Consider the following 16,652-nt stretch of genomic DNA (forward strand, 5'->3'; position numbering starts at 1 on the left):
TCACCAATATATCGAAATTAGCTTAGGCTAAAGTTACGCCTTAGATTTGGTTTTAACTTTAGATTTAATCACACTGCCTTTTACTAAAACTTTAGGGACTCGGACAGTCGCTTGTCGCTCATACAGCTCAAGGAAGCTGTAGTAATTTACCAATACTTCAAAGACCTGCTTTCGTCTAGATTGGTCACCAATTTCAAGTAACAATGATTGCTGATTCAACTCAGGAACTGATGGCATCAAAGGAACCGTATCGAATAATGTTTTAAATCCATCCTGTTGAACAGTATTCATTTGGTTTTTCCACATTTCCCCAAACAAATCATCCTTACCTTTTAGTTCCTCGTACTTTCTCGCATCAAAAACCAAAATCAGATCAAGATAAGCATACTGTCCAGCATATTCACGCCATGCTCCAAAATAGCCTGTCATACTGGATATTGGTTCCCTACTACGATTACGTAAAAACATTTCAGTGATATTTTTTGAGAAAATCTGCTGATTGACTTCAGCCTCATTTGACTCCAAACCAAAGCGAACTCGATAAAAAATACATTCCTTTTTAAGCAAGCTTTTTAAATATTTCTGCAAACTATTCAACCTCAGTCCACACTTTTTATAACTCGCTTCAATATGATCATTTGTAGAAATATCCTCATCACTAACACCTACTGCTTGGACATAGTCTACATATTCAATGACTTCAGCGATCGTTTCATTGTTTTCAATTGTAGTTTCGTCTAAATCCACTGCTCCTGAATGCTGCACTTGTTTCCAGATTTTAACATCTAACTTAGACTGTCTGATATTCGAGTGATAATCCAATCGAAGCTGCTTGACCAATGCATTGAATCGTTCGGCACCTTGTTTGCTGGTTTTCGCAGCTAATTGTTGCTCAACCTGCCAAAGATTTATATTCATTAAAAAGAACTGCACATTAATATTTAGCCGATACAAGTAAGGGCTTATTATCAACAGTTGCAAGTCAGGCAAATGACTGAGTATCCATAACAGTTGATGACCTATACGCGTGATTGAATGCTCAATTTCTTCAGCACTCAACTCAACATTCCCCATTCTAATAGGCAGATCAAATGCACCAACTGTGGTATCCATTACTGTCGCCATAAATATTTCAATATTCTGAATGAGTTCTATAAAATCTGGAAAATCGCTTAACTCAAGTACTAGCTCACGATTGAAAATTTGTGAAATCTTCAATCTATTTTTTGCGATGATAGGTAGATGGCGGATCGCCCATATTTTATCATCCTCATATTGCACTAAATCCTGAAAAGATTTTCGCGCCATCATCGTTAGATCGACAGGAAAATTACGTTCATCTAAAAGTTCAGAGGAATACCAAACTTGATTGATCGGGTAAATTTGGTTATTGGGGGTATATAGAAACTGAATGACACCATCCACATGCTGAAAAAAATTCAGAATCCAATATTTAAAATCTTTTACTTTTCGTTCATCCGTTAACTTGATCTCCCCATCGATTGCATTTTTTTTCAACTCTTGAGCAAGTTGCTCCCCCCAATGATGAATATGAAAAGCTCGATCAATTAGAATCTTTTTAAACTCAGATTCAAGTCTTTTAATTATCTTGGCTGCTACTTGTTCTTTTTTATTGTTCAATATCAATAAAACGTTGAGATTTAATCCTGATACAAGATCGTGTTCCACCTTGGTCATCATAAAGAATAATCCTGCAATCCCCTGCATCATCTGCTGTAACTGTGGGATTCGTATCAATCGATCTTGAATAAACGAATGATAGTCATCCATTCCACTGAACTTGAACGGAATCTGAATATTTAGAGACAGGCAATAAAGTGATTGATATCTTTCCAATAGGGTATCAAGAAGTTGCTCACTCGTGACTTGATGTACCAAGTCAGGAATTACATAATTTGGCTGATAGTTGGTTGTACTTAAATACTGTTTCAACCTAAACAAAACATCAAAATACAAATGAGGCTGAAGATGTTTTCCATTACCTACACCTGATGGCAACACTGTATTCGCATTTCCGTTTAAATGTGGATACAAGTACAGATGATGATTTAAATTTGATGACGATTGTTTCAGAAAATTCAGCATATTCCAAACTAAATAAAGTCCATCGCCTATTTTAAGATATGGGAAAAACCTTAAATTCTGATCACAACTAAACCGTTCAATTTCTTGTCTTTTAAGCAACCAATTCGTTGCCGTACTGTGCATTAAATTGTACTTAAACCGATCCAGAGTCAAAGAAGAGTTTTGCTCAACCAAACACCACAAATACTGCAACTTTTCCAACTCATCAATCAGCTGTTGAGTATGATCAAAACCACTCGCATCGTCTCCATAAGAAACTATCATTTTTAATTTTTTAAATTTCAAAATATGAAATATATCTGTAACATTAATTTTTGAATTATTCAGACTAAAATCGTCTAAAATGCCTATATATCTTGATTCTTTCATCATCTTAAAATGTATTATTACATGTATTATTTAAATTATAGCGCATAGGAAAGTTAAAAAAAAATATCTATAAAACATTATTTCATATTCTATAGACAACAATCCTTTGTATTGTTTTCAATAAAGTGATTTTCAATTTTATTATTTAATGAATAGAAGCCACAAAAAAAAACAAAAGTTTCTACTTCTGCCTTAAAACTAAAAATATCTTTTAGACTCAATTCACTAAAAATCACATTCCTACAAATACACATACATAACAAAATGTGTGGTGGATATGCTGGGCGAAACCATCCAAATCAAAGGTAGCTAAACTATAAAAAATATCAGCAAATATCTTTATGAAGAATTTCTCGCAATATCTCAGGCTGAGTTCTCAATTCATGAATAATAGTTTCGGCAATGTAGCCACCACTGTAAGGCATTTTATAGCCGAATTTTTCCATCTCTCTAGAAGGATATTTTGACTTGAGAATTTGATTGATGCTTTTCAGTTCCAGTTTTAATTTTTCTATTTTTTTAATTATTGATGCTGGCTTTCTTCGCACACCCCTAGAATCAGCAGAGGCTTGTTTAGCTGACTGCCACTCCTGCTCAAGCAACCCGAGCATTTTTTGCTTCTCTGCAAGCTCCTCCTTAAGCCACTGAATGTCATAGACCTTGAAGGCTTTGAGTAAATCATTAAGAATAAAATTAACTGCCTGATTCAAGTTCTTCCATGTACCGCGACGTGCCACTTGCTCCCGTAAAATGCGATATATAATTTCACGTCTTGGATATAAATGCTTGTCGTAACGAGCTTTGACTGCAATGATTGCCTTTGCACTTTTGGCAAGTATATGGTTCTTAATAAACTCCAATCCGCCAAGCATTTGCACATAGGCAATTAAAACATCTGAATATTGTCTTTGAAATATTTTGGTAGGTAATATGCCCACATCAGCTCTTAACTGACTAATCTGTATTAAAAGTTCAGCGAGCTGAGATGGTTTGAAGGGAATATTCAAATCACTTCCCATCATTTCAGCAAAAGAAATTCTCTCCTCATTAACTGAAAAATCATTCTGCTGCATTCTTTTTATGATTTTTTCTTTTTGATCAATATATGATTGATTCTCCGTTGCTATTAACTCATCATCCAATTCACACTGATAGTAGTAACAAAAGTTTAACCATATATTTTGCTCAAGCTGCTCTAAGCTTGATATTTTTTTATCAATCATAATTTATTAAAATACAGATAATTGTATAGCATAATACTACTATATTTCTAGATATGCGTACTGCTCTATTTTAAACATTTTCTAAATTTTATAGTTATCCCATCAATGAACTGAACTAATAGTTTTAATATTATAGGTTGATTTCCAGCCAATATTTAAGGTTAAAAAATTAGTTCTTTTATCTAATTGCGATAATCACAAAAGGATCAAAGATATGGGCTACTTAACATCTAAAGAAATTCGCCACAAACTCAAAAATTGCTCTACATCGACTTTATGGCGTTACCAACAACCTAATCAAAAAATGTTCGAGCAACCAATGCCTCAACCTATTAAGAAATGCGCTGGCTCTACTAGCCTTTGGGATGAAGAAACGTTTAACGAATGGCTAATCAAATATTTCAATAATAACCAAATGAGTAATCTGTCTAGCTAGACAGATTACTTAATTTTTTCCACCATTTTTTATAAGCCTTCGACATCTCTTTTTGATAATCATAATAGTCATATGTCCCCTGTTCCCCAGGCATCACATGACCAACCATCAGTTCCGCAACATCCCTACTTGTAAACGCACTGAAATTTGTCCTTGCTGTACGCCGTAAATCATGCATAGACCAATGATCCATTTCAATTTTATAATTCTTCCTTGCAAATTGCATGAAGTTATAAGGGGTATCTGTTGGCCCACTACGCCCCATTGGCTCTTTGCCATTTTCATGTGGGAAAATGTATTCAGAATTACTCAAATCCATTGCAGACTGAAGCCACGGTTTGATCTCATCAATAATAGGTCGAACAATGTCCCCTTTACTTTCTCCTGTCTTATGATTTTCATACGGTACTGTCCATGTATTTTTACTAAAATCAAAATCTGATTTCCGTGCAAGCCTCAACTCACTATATCGATTACCATAAAACAAACATAACTTGAGAAATAAAACATTCCTTAATGATGTTCTAGACTCATCACAAATTTTAAAAATTAAAGACAACTCATCATCTTGTAATACTCGAACAGTTTTATTTTTCTTAATATTCAAGTCACGCTTTCCAGTGATATGTCTTATGGGATTTTGCTCAATTAATTTTCGATTAATCCCCCAATCCAAACACTGCTTTGTATTAGTAAGAATGCGATCAGTTATCGATGGCGACTGTTTAAATTGCTCTTCTAGTAAATCTAACCACATATGTAATGTGATTTGCTCAGCAGGTATGCTACCTAACTTTGGGAAAACATAAAGTTCAAATGATCTCAAATATTGATCTGCATTCTTTTTATTAGGAATACTATATTTCGCATGCCACTCGCGAAATAACGCTTCAAAAGTTATAGCCTCTGTGATCTTGTGAAGCTCTACTTTTTTATGAATACGTGGGTCATGTCCCTTTTCTAAAATTGCTTTCATTTTCTGCAATTCAATACGAGCCTCTTTAAGGCTCATATTTGGGTAGGTTCCCAAGTCTAAACGAGCTTGCTTATCGTTATATCGAAAACGCATCTGAAAAGTGAGTTTTCCTTTTTGCGATACACGAACGCTCAATCCATCTTGATCAGACTCTGTATGTATAGCTGAACGTTCACGATCTAGATTCTTCTTAAGCCACGTATCTGTTAAAGGCATTTTACTCCACCTGTGTACATATTTTTTTTCAAATAGAAAATTCTAGAAAGTGTGTACACACATATGTACACAAACATACTGACTAGACTTGAAATCTATTGAATGGGGTTGAAAGATATACAAGATAAAGAATATCAATATTTTTATATTTTTACAGTACTTACAATGCTTTTATTATCATATTTGAAATAGGTTGAATGGGCTTGAATAGATATCAAATATTTGGGTGGGAAATGATCGCAAAGGTGCGACGTTGGGCAACTTGTGCCGCTAATTCATCTTTAAACATGCTAAAAATCTACAATTTGTGCACCCATGTGTATCTGCAAATGATGGCAAGAACAGATGGCGTACGAAAGAATTTAAAATTGGCGCAATTGTAGCAGATTTCTAAAATATATTTTTCGATTGTTGATATGTCTTCATTTTCCTTGACGCCTCACCTATTAATCCCCACAACTTTAGCTCTCATTAAGCTACTCAATAAAAAACCATCCTCAGATGGTTTTTTATCTCAATGCGTTTAGAGCTCATCCCCTAAACCAAAGCCCCCAAATAAGGGAGACTCTGTATCCGTTTCCTCTCCCAAATCAAACCCTCCAAAAATCGGTGGCTCAGATGATGCTGTTTCTGTCTGCCCTGAATCCGAACCATTCTCAGCTCCATGATTTGAACTAGGTGGAGCACCATCTCTGGTTGAGGGATATTCATCTAATAACAAAATTGTACTTAAGGCTGCACACTGTGTCCGTGTACTTACATTTTCATCATCATAATTTGTTGGATACAATTGTTTAGCATATTGTGCCTGATAGCTTGCCGTCCAATTTTGTAAAATGTTGGGTAAATTAAATGAATAATAATAGGTTCTAGACTCATTCGGTTGATAGGTATTCACCGTCTCATCATTTAAGCAATAATCGGTTTGCGTCTTTTTCGATGTTTTGCTACCCGTTAATTGAAAAGCAGCTTCGCAACTATTGATATATTCATAAATTGGGGCTGATGTCTTATTTTTAACCACAACTTGTATTTTATATCTCACTCTTAAATCATTATGAATACTTAAGAGATCCATTCTATCGCCCATCACCATAGGGGGAAATGGAGCATAATGACGCACAAATTGAATCGTCCTTTCCACACCACCACAATTCTGTGTAATGGGATTTGGATAGGCAACCGCATATTCTGCATCTTCTTCCATACGATCGGGTTTAACATCTGATTGAGGTTTGGGTACAGGACTCTCGGTTCCAACAGAAACACCTCCTGCCCCAGTTCCAGTCCCCCCCAGACTCACCCCTACACTAAAATTACCATTTTCATCTTTGCAGCCAGTTAAAATCAAAACCCCAACCAAGATAAAGGAAGGTTTTAAATTTAGGTGTCCCATAAAATTTTCTCATTAAAATTTATTATCAATATTTGACAAATAACATCCTATTATCTGTTTTCTTGTCGCACTGATATTTTAACAGATACCCAAATAGATAATACATTTTAATTACGCCAAACCTCTATTATTTAAGTGATTTTCATAAAAAAAGGGGCTGTCTTCATGCTGATAAAGAACAACCCAAGAGGAACATCTGTTCAAGAGAATCTAAGTTGAAGTTTTGCCAATCAATAAAACTTAGCTTCTCTTTACTTTATTATTTTTATTCGTCTACCATGTTATCTATAGTGATCAGTTAGAAGGCATAGCTCAGACCAATACGACTACCGACCTCATTTCCACCCGCATAGCCAACAGAACCACTCAGTGAAACACGATTTGCAAAAAATGAAGTGACCAAACCAACAGAGCCCGCAGTTTCACCCTCGAAATGCCCCACACCCGCAAACAATGCAACTTGACCAGAGCGAATATTCGGAACTGCTTGTTGCGCAGCTAATGCAATCGCTACACCACGATAAGCACTTTTCTCAATATCATCCAAACGACGAGTTGCTTGATTGATACGACCATCCAGACGGTTGACTTCTGCTGTACGCGCTGCTGCTTCTGCATCAATACGTTGACCTAATGCGGTATCACCAGCAATACGTGCATCTCGTTCAGCATTGACTGCTGTGATACGTTCAGCTTTGGTAGTTACATCGCCTGCAATACGATCTACCGTTTCTTGTGCATCTGCATTGGCACGAAGTACGGCTTCATTGTCAATCGCGATGATCCGAGCATCTCTCTCTGCTGCATCCCCTGCAATACGAGCTTGTTTTTCTGCCGCATCTGCTGCTACACGAAGTTTTGCTTCATTGTCAACGGCTGCGATACGTGCATCTCGTTCAGCATTCACGACTGCAATACGCTCTGCTTTGGTCGCTGCATCACCTGCAATACGTGCATCTTTTTCGGCATCATCTGCTGCTGCACGAAGTTTTGCTTCATTGCCAATTGCTGTTGAAAGGGCAATATCCGCATTAGCACGTTCTTTAGCTTCATCATCAACTGCTTTCTGACGTGCTACAACCTCGACCGCAAGTTTATTGGCTAAATCTTTATCGCCTGCGATACGTTCAGTTTTTTCAGTCGTCAGCAAAGTATCTGCATGATCTATCAGTTGTGCGCCTGCGCCAATTTTAGCGATTTCACGGTTAAGCTGTGAGACGTTAATCGCATCCAGATTGTCTACCCCATCCGCCACTTGGGTAATACGGCGAATCGCACCACCTAATAAACCGCCAACACTGACCGTATTCTCACCACTTGCGCCTTGGCCTTGTGTATCAGAGCCATACCCAATCGCAACAGAGTTTTTATCATCTGCAATCGAAGTTCCGGGAACACCTGCTGTCGCACCAACTGCGCCGCCACTGCCCGAACCCAACTGCACGGCATTCTCAACATTCCCTGTCGCATGACTGCCAATCACCACAGAATTTAAGCCAGAACCCGCAGATTCAGCCCCCATACGTACCGCATTTTGACCACCTGTCTCTGCGTTATAACCAATTGTGGTTGCATTTTCAGCATTTGCCCATGTTTGGCTACCAACCGCAGTTGCTCCATTACCACCACTAGCCCATGCCCAATCACCCAAAGAACTCGATTGGTTACCACGGACTTCACTATGCCCACCAACCGCAGTCGCATTTTCATCATAGACATTCTGGCTATTACCTACAGCAACGCTATTTGCTTTGTTTACATTAATTCCCGTGCCAACAGCTGTACTATTAGTATCATTTGCATTGATCCATGAACCTACTGCAATACTGCTCTCACCTCTGGCATGGGCCTCAGCACTTATGGCGATAGAAGAATCACCTGTAGCTTCATTGTTTGTACCCGCAGCAAAACTATTTTGCCCCATGGCATTACTGTTATAACCAATCCCAATACTGGTGTTATCTACGTCATTGAGTTGACCCAAGATAATACCGTTGGCTGTAGATGGAACATTGGCATAATTCGTTTGCCCACCCATTGCATTACTCAAACCAGAGCCTGTTCCTGTTGGCCCTTCCCATACGGGTGCTGCATAAGTATGGCTTACCATCAAGGCAGCAGCTATTATTGATAATTGAAAAGTTTTTTTCATTACATCATCCTTTTATTATGACTAAATCTCACCCAGTCTGTATCACCAAGTACGACTTAGTTCCCTCCGATGACATACGCTACGCCAGCACGACCACCCACTTTTCCACCATCAGCAACCCCAAATGCACCACTGCCTGAGAAACGGTCACTAAATGAAGTCACAGCACCCAATGCACCTGCTGCTTCCCCCTCGTAATAACCAACACCACCAAACACGGCAACTTGACCTGGTTGAAGGCTTGGAATTGCTTGTGAAGCGGCCAATGAAATGGCAATACCACGGTTTGCTGTAGTTTCAACATGATCTAAACGTGTATTTAACTGATCCACACGACCATCTAGGCGTTTGACTTCTGTGACACGGGTTGCCGTTTCGACATCAATACGATTACCCAATGCCGCATCACCTGCAATACGTTCAGTTTTCTCAGTATTAATCGCTGCAATACGTTCTGCTTTTTCGGCTGCATCCCCTGCAATACGAGCTGCTTTTTCAGTTGCATCTGCATTCGCACGTAAGGTTGCTTCATTATTAATCGCTGCAATACGAGCATTTTTCTCAGCAGTATCCCCTGCAATACGGTCTGCTGTTTCTTGTGCATCTGCATTGGCACGTAGAGTTGCTTCATTATTGATTGCTAAGATACGGGCATCTCTTTCAGTATTAATCGCTGCTGTACGTTCTGCTTTTTCGGCTGCATCCCCTGCAATACGGGCATTTTTCTCTACGCTATCCGCATCGGCACGTAAGGTTGCTTCATTATCAATCTTCACTTGTAAAGCATCATCACCTGCAATACGAGCTGCTTTTTCATTGTTCACTGCTGTAGTACGGTCCGCTGCTTCTTGTGCAATTTTGCCATCTAAAAGCGTATCACCTGCGATACGGTCAGCTTTTTCAGTATCGATCTTGGTATTAATCGCATCTAAGTCTGCTTGTGCTGGCGCATTATTAATTTTGGCAAGCTCTGATTTTAACTGTTGAACGTTTACAGCATCATTATCGCCAATACCATCAGCCATCCAAGTCATTCGACGATTCCCAAGTGCAACGGTATTTGCTTCATTATTGACCGTATTTGCACCGATAGCGACTGCACCCATTGCCGTTGCTTTTGCACCATTCCCTAGTGCAATCGCCCCTTCAGCACTGGCTTCTGTGGCATTACCAATCGCAATCGAATTAATACCGCTCGCTGCTGCACCACTACCTGTTGCAATGGCATTTTCTGCGGTCGCTTGTGCCCCATAGCCTAAAGCAGTGGCTTTTTTTCCAATCGCTTGTGATGTCGAGCCTAGGGCAGTCGCACCTTCACCATCAACAATGACAGAGTCACCAAATGCACTAGCCTGATTGCCTTTGACATCAATATTGCCACCGACTGCCGTAGCATTATTATCTGCAATGGTGATTTTATTTCCAACCGCCTGTGAGGCTTGTCCATTTACAGTAAGATCACTACCGACTGCCGTAGCATAGTCTTTATCTGTGGTGTTGCCACTTCCGAGTACAGTAGAGCGAATGCCAGTTGTACTGTTGCCATTTCCGATAACAGCGGACCAATGTCCGTTTACTGTGTTTCCTGTACCACCAGTGAAACCTTCATTACCTGTTCCAGTATTGTCTGTACCCACTACAGTTGTATTCGCCGCCGCATTATTTGTACCGACAACCGTTGTATCTGGTCCAGTCGCCGTATTTCCTGTCCCGATGTTTGTTTGGGCTGCGTAGACATTCGCGGCCAATAATGAAGCTGCTATTACCGATAATTGAAAAGTTTTTTTCATTACACGTTCCCTTCTAAATAATATCTATCTTATTGATAAGTTTAAATTTTAATAAAGATTTTATTTAAACTCACAGTTAAGCAAAGCAATTCAATAAAATCAATTTATATGTGTAATATGCACATATTTAAAAAGCTAACATAGACTACAGAGATGCGCAAGAGTTGACCAATTTATTAAAATTAGTGAGAAAATCAACACAAAACTATGATTTAAATAAATAAAATAAATTAATTAAGATGCTTTAAAGAAGAGTGAAATAAAATTTTTATAAAAAATATGTTCAATATGTACATATTTTATTTTTAATGGTAAATTTCTCAGCACAATGATCTTTACTACGCTAGCCGACATGAATACCTCTTTCTAAGTACACCGACTCAAGGTCCCATAAAATAGTAAAGGAGCTTTCGATAGATTCATGCGAGCATATTCATTAGATCTTCGTGAAAAAGTGATGGCTGCTTATCGCCAAACAGAGCATAAGTCCAATATCTGTAAACAATTTGATATTGCAAGATCAACTTTAGATAAATGGATCATGCTTGAAGAAAAAACGCAGGCATTAACTCCCTTACCTGCGATTCGCCACGGGCGTCCCTTTTCGATCAAGGATATGAAGAGTTTTGAGGAGTTTGTAAGAACGACAAAGTTTAATCAGATTCGTGATCTGATTGACCCTTTTGAACAAAGATTTGGTTATAAGATTTCCTATTCAGTCCTCTGGAGAGGACTGAAAAAAATAGGCTGTATTAAAAAAGAGAAGAAGCAATAAAGAACATTCTATTTGATCTATTTTTATTCATCGTACTGATAAATTCCAAGGCGGAATCTCTTATTTGCATCCGAAGACTGTTCATCATTCTTACAATGGTCTATCGCAGCTGAGACGATTGCCTTGGACATCATATTCCATAAATCAACACTCAATTGATTTAATTTCTCAACAGATTCTTGCGTTAATTCGTCCGCAAAAATTGCCTGCTCAAGAAAGTTTTTATTCTTGGTTAAATTACCAATACCTGCAGCAAGATGATCTGAAATATTCTGCGTAAATAATTGTTTACTTTCATCAGCTTGCGGATTTGGTGTAAAACTTGAATTTTGTAGAATGACCTGATCATGTTCTTCAGCAACAATCCCTAAACGCTTTAATTCCAATAAAATAGATTTCGGATGTTTTTCTGAAGAAATTTGTTTGACGATACTTTCAAAACTATTTTCCTCACCCTGAAATGGAATTTTCAAAGGCAGCTTCTGGTTAAGCCACATTCCGACAACACGTGCAGGCACGCTGATGGGTAATTGTAAGTTGAATTGATCTACTGGAGCATATTCACCATGCGTCTGGCAAAAGCTACGCACATCACGGCGATTTAACCCAGATAATAAACTAATGGCAGAATCTGTTTTCTTTTGCTTGATTGCATCTAATTCTTTGATCGCTTCATTATAAAACAGTGCTTTTAATGCAATACTAAATTCGCTATAACCAATCCCAGACTTAATCAGCCAATGAATCAACTGAGGCATAATACTGACAACATGCTCTAGTGTCGTTTCAGTATCGTGAGACAACAACATGTCTTCTGAAACGGTTAGAACCAATGCGTCTTTCCCCATGTAAACTCCAATATTAAGCACGACAGACAGACTTATCGTTACAAATGAGATTGATCCGTATTTTTATTCTAGCTGAATTCATCAATATAGAGGATCAAAATTGTAGCCTTTTTTTTAAAAAAATTTTTCAACTTTTTACTCGGTAGTAAAATACATAAAAACTTATATTTATTTATCAGAAGATTATAATTACAGAAAAATAATTTACAGTTACCTTCAACACAGAAACAAGATCAAAAATCATCCAGCATAGAATATCCAATAACATTGAAGCTGCCTTGTGATCCATTTCCATTATGAGCACGGTGTATTGATATCTTCTAAAGCAAAAATATGCTGGATACCAATCTCATCACTGCAACATGTAAGCGCTTAATTCAAAATTTCAATATCAGAATCAACGGCTTTAGCTTAGGTCATTATTTAGTTACTATGTGGACAATTTAAGAAACTATCTCATCTTTTCTCACCGCCAAAAGAGTAAAAATATGTCACAACAAGATTATGAAAATGGATTAAAAGTTCGTACTGAAGTGATGGGCGAATCCTTTGTCAAACGCGCACAGGATAATACCGTACCTTTTACGCAACCATTACAAGACTGGATCAATGAACATGCTTGGGGTTCAACATGGCAACGTGAAGGTGTTTTACCGCGTAAATATCGCTCTCTTGTAACCATCGCTTTCTTAACGGCACTGAAAAGTCCAACCGAGCTGAAAGGGCATATTCGTGGTGCATTGAACAATGGCGCAACGGTTGAGGAAATCCAAGAAGTGTTATTGCATAGCTTGCCATATTGTGGCGCACCTGCAACACAGGAGGCTTTCCGAGCAGCGCTAGAAGTTATCAATGAATATCAGATGCAATAAGCTGTGACTAAATAGAATCACGATTAAAAAGACCTCATCGTTGGTAAGAATTTCATTCTTGAAAAAAGTCCAAAGCATAGAAGACATGCTTTGGACTCATTCATTTAAACAATAACTTGAAATTTAAAAATTATTGCTTAAATCTTTCAAGCCATCTACATAGATCCCAGTAAATAATGAAATCACCTCTTCATCACTGACATTTACAGGGGTAAAACGCCCTTTCCATTCCACAATTGAAACATTCGGTTTATCTGTTTCCAACACGGTAATCGTAGACAGATAATCAACGATCGGGAATGGTGCCTTGATAATTGAGTAACTATAAGTACGTTGTTGCTGATCAAAAGCTTCTAAACGCTCAACCACGTTGCCGCCATCTGCCAAAATCAAGCTACGAACACGAGCGCCTTCGCTTAATTCGCTTTTTGCAACAAATGGAAGCCAGTCTGGTAAGCTGTCAAAACCACCTATTAGTTGCCAAACTTGTTCGGGTGAAGCAGGGATTTCTAAAGTAGCTACAGCATGAGCCATGAGTTTTCTCCGTATATTCAGTAAATTAGTTAGTTAACTTAAACAAGTGTATCGACCACACCGCCATCAACGCGTAACGCGGCACCCGAGGTTGCAGAGGAAAGTGGTGAGGCGATATAGACCACCATGTTGGCGACTTCATCCACTTCCGCTGCACGTTGAATAATTGAACTTGGACGAGACTGTTTAACAAACTCATCAGCTTGTTCACGTGTACTACGCCCTGCCTTTTCTACGGCATCCGCCAGCATATTTTCTAGACCATCAGTAAAAGTTGGCCCAGGCAAAATGGCATTTACAGTTACTCCCGTACCTGCTAAACGCTTAGCCAGGCCATGTGAAACTGCTAGATTGGCACTTTTAGTCACACCGTAATTAATCATGTCACCCGGTATGGCTACACCAGACTCAGATGAAATAAAGATGATTCTGCCCCAACCTTGCTTCACCATTGATGAAGCATAATGTCGGGCTAGGCGTACACCAGACAAGACATTGACTTGGTAAAAGCGCATCCACTCATCATCAGGCACCTCAAAGAAATCAATATCATTAAAGATTCCCAGATTATTTACTACGATGTCGGCCTGAGGTGCAGCTGCAAATAAGACGGCTGCGCCCTGTTCAGTGGTCAAGTCAGCTTCAACTCCGCGTAGACTTGCCTCTGGAATACTTTGACGAATATGTGCAATTGCTTCATCTACACCAGCTTGTTTACGGCCAACAATAACCACCGTAGCACCCGCAGAAGCTAGACCTTTGGCAATACCTAGACCAATCCCTGAAGTTGAACCACTTACTACGGCGACCTTATTTTGAAGATCTAATTTCATGATAAAGACTCGCTGTGGAGGGCTATCGCCCTCCTTGATAAATTAACGGATAGGTAAAGGTGCAAATTCAGATACAAGGCCTTGGCGACGCATTTCATCCCAGAATGCAGCAGGAATAAGTAGATCTAACGCAGCTAAATCTTCTGCCATACGTCCTGGACGGCTTGAACCTGGAATCACAGCAGCAACAGCCGGGTTTGCCAAAGAGAACTGGAGTGCAGCAGCTTTAACATCTACACCATAACGTTGTGCAATCTGGTTAATCTTGGCAACTTTATCCAAAATTTCTGATGAAGCTTTTTGATATTCAAAATGTTCACCACCCGCCAACACACCTGAGCTATAAGGACCACCAACCACAATATCTACATTTTGGTGAAATGCTTCTGGCATCAAACGTTGTAAGGCACGATCATGGTCAAGCAAGCTATAACGACCTGCCAATAAGAATGCATCCGGTTGCGCTTCAGCTAAATCCAGAGTCAATTCACATGGTTCAACACGGTTAACACCTAAACCCCATGCTTTGATGACGCCTTCTTCGCGTAAACGGGTTAGAACTCGGAAAGCACCAGTACGAGCAATGTTGAATTGTTCTAGCCAGCTATCACCATAGAAGTCTTGAGCGATATCATGAATCCAGACAATATCAATACGGTCTGTTTTTAAGCGCTTCAAGCTATCTTCAATTGAACGGTAAGTTGCATCGGCTGAATAATCATTCAGGATTTTATTTTTTAAACCATGTTCAAAAATCCCACCTTTATCGCCTAAGTCACGTGATGCCGTATCTTCTTCTTCATCCAACATGATGCGGCCGACCTTGGTACTCAGTACATAGTCATCACGTGAGTATTGAGATAGCGCTTCACCCATACGAATTTCTGAAAGACCTGAACCATAAAGTGGTGCGGTATCAAAATAACGTACACCTAAGTCCCAAGCGGCGTGAACTGTTGCTTGAGCTTCTTCTTCAGGAATATTACGGAACATGTTACCTAGTGGTGCACCACCGAACCCGATTTTTCCTGGAAGTAAGTGTTTAATTGCCATGATATTTTCCTCAATTTATCTATGCTCTCGAACAGTGTTCTTAAGCGAATAACTGTGGCAGTTTTTCGGACTGCCTTTGCGATGAGGAAAATATAACTTGATCACTTCTGACATGATAGGACATAATTCGACTAACTTGAGTCCCTTAAGGTCTTACATGATTGATTTACGCCAATTGAAGTATTTTGTGGTGGTTGCCGAAGAAGAACACGTTGGCCGTGCTGCTGAGCGCTTGTACATCTCCCAGTCCCCACTGAGCCGTCAGATTTCTCAGTTAGAAGAAAAGCTTGGGCTTATGCTATTTGAACGAAATCAGCAGCGTATTCGTTTAACTTCTGATGGACAAATTTTCTTGGATGAAGCTCGTGCGCTATTAGCACATGCCAAGCGCTTAGAATCCTTGGGGCGGCGTTTAGGTTGTGGTGAAGATGGGGGTTTGTGCATTGGTTATATTGAAAATGCGATGTATGCCGGTGTGCTGTCAAATACCTTGAAATCATTACGTGATTCTCGACCTGATATACATATTGCACTCTATAATCAAACCAGCTCAACTCAGTTTGAAGGATTAAAGCAACGTAGTTTGGATATTGCGATGGTTAATTACCCACCTGACCAACTTGATGTAGATTTATGCTATACCCAAGTTTTAGATGATCGCATGTTGCTTGCTTTACCCGAACAGCATCCGTTAGTAAATAAAACTGAGCTGGAAGCAAGTGACCTTGATGGTATTGCATGGATTTCTGTCATTCATGAAGAAGATGCCCATTCACGTGATGACTTTATTAGTGCTTGTGCCAAAGCTGGCTTTACCCCAGACATTAAACTTGAAGCGGGGGCACCTTTAACTGCTTTAGGTCTAGTTGCAGCAGGTTTAGGACTCACCTTAATTCAGCACAGCTTGAGAAATCACGTTCCTGATGGTGTGGTACTTCGTGAACTCCCATGGATGTCCTACAACACTCAACTTTGGGCAGTTTGGCATAAAGCTAATTTACGTCCATTGGTGGTTTATTTCCGCCAAATGCTGACCGAAAAATTCATTGTTCCTGAAGAAGAACATTAACATT

The 16,652-nt window shown here is 39.1% G+C and carries 14 protein-coding genes and 1 pseudogene; 4 read left to right on the plus strand and 11 right to left on the minus strand.

Going from position 1 to position 16,652, the window contains the following annotated elements; translation table 11 throughout:
* Window positions 1-33: 33 nt before the first annotated feature.
* Together B2727_RS04545 and B2727_RS04550 are read right to left on the minus strand one after the other, a co-directional pair.
* The gene (locus B2727_RS04545; protein ID WP_033133794.1) at window positions 34-2,478 is read right to left on the minus strand and encodes a hypothetical protein; all 2,445 of its coding nucleotides are present in this window, start codon (window positions 2,476-2,478) and stop codon (window positions 34-36) included.
* 323 nt (window positions 2,479-2,801) lie between these two features.
* Window positions 2,802-3,698, minus strand: a complete 897-nt coding sequence (locus B2727_RS04550; protein ID WP_033133793.1) for a hypothetical protein — start codon at window positions 3,696-3,698, stop codon at window positions 2,802-2,804.
* Between the two features lie 214 nt (window positions 3,699-3,912).
* Here B2727_RS04550 and B2727_RS04555 point away from each other — a divergent pair, with 214 nt between their 5' ends.
* A complete protein-coding gene (locus B2727_RS04555) occupies window positions 3,913-4,134 on the plus strand; it encodes a hypothetical protein (protein ID WP_005206861.1) in 222 nt (73 codons plus the stop codon).
* Here B2727_RS04555 and B2727_RS04560 read toward each other — a convergent pair.
* The 5 genes and pseudogenes from B2727_RS04560 to B2727_RS04575 form a co-directional block, all read right to left on the minus strand.
* Window positions 4,127-5,326: a tyrosine-type recombinase/integrase gene (locus B2727_RS04560; RefSeq protein WP_004890115.1), complete on the minus strand. Its 1,200-nt coding sequence runs from the start codon at window positions 5,324-5,326 to the stop codon at window positions 4,127-4,129. The genes B2727_RS04555 and B2727_RS04560 overlap by 8 nt on opposite strands.
* Window positions 5,327-5,546: 220 nt before the next feature.
* Window positions 5,547-5,615, minus strand: a pseudogene (locus B2727_RS20025) (hypothetical protein); the annotation flags it as partial.
* Between the two features lie 234 nt (window positions 5,616-5,849).
* The gene (locus B2727_RS04565; RefSeq protein ID WP_033133792.1) at window positions 5,850-6,722 is read right to left on the minus strand and encodes a hypothetical protein; all 873 of its coding nucleotides are present in this window, start codon (window positions 6,720-6,722) and stop codon (window positions 5,850-5,852) included.
* A gap of 298 nt (window positions 6,723-7,020) precedes the next feature.
* The gene (locus B2727_RS04570) at window positions 7,021-8,874 is read right to left on the minus strand and encodes a YadA-like family protein (RefSeq protein WP_033133791.1); all 1,854 of its coding nucleotides are present in this window, start codon (window positions 8,872-8,874) and stop codon (window positions 7,021-7,023) included.
* Between the two features lie 56 nt (window positions 8,875-8,930).
* Window positions 8,931-10,664, minus strand: coding sequence for a YadA-like family protein (locus tag B2727_RS04575; protein ID WP_033133790.1), 1,734 nt, complete (start codon window positions 10,662-10,664; stop codon window positions 8,931-8,933).
* Window positions 10,665-11,085: 421 nt separating this feature from the next.
* Here B2727_RS04575 and B2727_RS04580 point away from each other — a divergent pair, with 421 nt between their 5' ends.
* On the plus strand, window positions 11,086-11,439 hold the full coding sequence (locus tag B2727_RS04580; protein ID WP_033133789.1) for a transposase: 354 nt from the start codon (window positions 11,086-11,088) through the stop codon (window positions 11,437-11,439).
* Between the two features lie 23 nt (window positions 11,440-11,462).
* Here B2727_RS04580 and B2727_RS04585 read toward each other — a convergent pair whose 3' ends face one another.
* The gene (locus B2727_RS04585) at window positions 11,463-12,287 is read right to left on the minus strand and encodes a hypothetical protein (RefSeq protein WP_033133788.1); all 825 of its coding nucleotides are present in this window, start codon (window positions 12,285-12,287) and stop codon (window positions 11,463-11,465) included.
* Between the two features lie 488 nt (window positions 12,288-12,775).
* Here B2727_RS04585 and B2727_RS04590 point away from each other — a divergent pair, with 488 nt between their 5' ends.
* Window positions 12,776-13,159 (plus strand): carboxymuconolactone decarboxylase family protein, encoded by a 384-nt coding sequence (locus B2727_RS04590; protein WP_033133787.1) that lies wholly within the window; start codon window positions 12,776-12,778, stop codon window positions 13,157-13,159.
* A 123-nt stretch (window positions 13,160-13,282) separates the two neighbouring features.
* Here the strand turns inward: B2727_RS04590 and B2727_RS04595 are convergent, their stop codons facing one another.
* From B2727_RS04595 to B2727_RS04605, 3 genes are read right to left on the minus strand one after another with little or no spacing between them, the layout of a single operon-like run.
* The gene (locus B2727_RS04595) at window positions 13,283-13,693 is read right to left on the minus strand and encodes an SRPBCC family protein (protein ID WP_033133786.1); all 411 of its coding nucleotides are present in this window, start codon (window positions 13,691-13,693) and stop codon (window positions 13,283-13,285) included.
* Window positions 13,694-13,731: 38 nt separating this feature from the next.
* Window positions 13,732-14,526 carry an SDR family NAD(P)-dependent oxidoreductase gene (locus tag B2727_RS04600; RefSeq protein WP_291348227.1) on the minus strand — a complete coding sequence of 265 codons (795 nt, stop codon included), beginning with the start codon at window positions 14,524-14,526 and terminating at the stop codon, window positions 13,732-13,734.
* A gap of 42 nt (window positions 14,527-14,568) precedes the next feature.
* Complete coding sequence (locus B2727_RS04605; RefSeq protein ID WP_005205364.1) at window positions 14,569-15,579, minus strand: aldo/keto reductase; 1,011 nt, start codon at window positions 15,577-15,579, stop codon at window positions 14,569-14,571.
* A gap of 157 nt (window positions 15,580-15,736) precedes the next feature.
* Between B2727_RS04605 and B2727_RS04610 the strand changes: the two genes are divergently transcribed.
* Complete coding sequence (locus tag B2727_RS04610) at window positions 15,737-16,648, plus strand: LysR substrate-binding domain-containing protein (protein WP_033133784.1); 912 nt, start codon at window positions 15,737-15,739, stop codon at window positions 16,646-16,648.
* Window positions 16,649-16,652 lie beyond the last annotated feature (4 nt).

Origin of the sequence: Acinetobacter sp. UBA991, from assembly GCF_002292065.1 — a bacterium.
GTDB classification, from domain to species: domain Bacteria; phylum Pseudomonadota; class Gammaproteobacteria; order Pseudomonadales; family Moraxellaceae; genus Acinetobacter; species Acinetobacter higginsii.

Coding starts and splice junctions, on each gene's coding strand:
- B2727_RS04545 (WP_033133794.1), bottom strand. CDS start 2,478: ATGATGAAAGAATCAAGATATATAGGCATTTTAGACGATTTTAGTCTG.
- B2727_RS04550 (WP_033133793.1), bottom strand. CDS start 3,698: ATGATTGATAAAAAAATATCAAGCTTAGAGCAGCTTGAGCAAAATATA.
- B2727_RS04555 (WP_005206861.1), top strand. CDS start 3,913: ATGGGCTACTTAACATCTAAAGAAATTCGCCACAAACTCAAAAATTGC.
- B2727_RS04560 (WP_004890115.1), bottom strand. CDS start 5,326: ATGCCTTTAACAGATACGTGGCTTAAGAAGAATCTAGATCGTGAACGT.
- B2727_RS04565 (WP_033133792.1), bottom strand. CDS start 6,722: ATGGGACACCTAAATTTAAAACCTTCCTTTATCTTGGTTGGGGTTTTG.
- B2727_RS04570 (WP_033133791.1), bottom strand. CDS start 8,874: ATGAAAAAAACTTTTCAATTATCAATAATAGCTGCTGCCTTGATGGTA.
- B2727_RS04575 (WP_033133790.1), bottom strand. CDS start 10,664: ATGAAAAAAACTTTTCAATTATCGGTAATAGCAGCTTCATTATTGGCC.
- B2727_RS04580 (WP_033133789.1), top strand. CDS start 11,086: ATGCGAGCATATTCATTAGATCTTCGTGAAAAAGTGATGGCTGCTTAT.
- B2727_RS04585 (WP_033133788.1), bottom strand. CDS start 12,287: ATGGGGAAAGACGCATTGGTTCTAACCGTTTCAGAAGACATGTTGTTG.
- B2727_RS04590 (WP_033133787.1), top strand. CDS start 12,776: ATGTCACAACAAGATTATGAAAATGGATTAAAAGTTCGTACTGAAGTG.
- B2727_RS04595 (WP_033133786.1), bottom strand. CDS start 13,693: ATGGCTCATGCTGTAGCTACTTTAGAAATCCCTGCTTCACCCGAACAA.
- B2727_RS04600 (WP_291348227.1), bottom strand. CDS start 14,526: ATGAAATTAGATCTTCAAAATAAGGTCGCCGTAGTAAGTGGTTCAACT.
- B2727_RS04605 (WP_005205364.1), bottom strand. CDS start 15,579: ATGGCAATTAAACACTTACTTCCAGGAAAAATCGGGTTCGGTGGTGCA.
- B2727_RS04610 (WP_033133784.1), top strand. CDS start 15,737: ATGATTGATTTACGCCAATTGAAGTATTTTGTGGTGGTTGCCGAAGAA.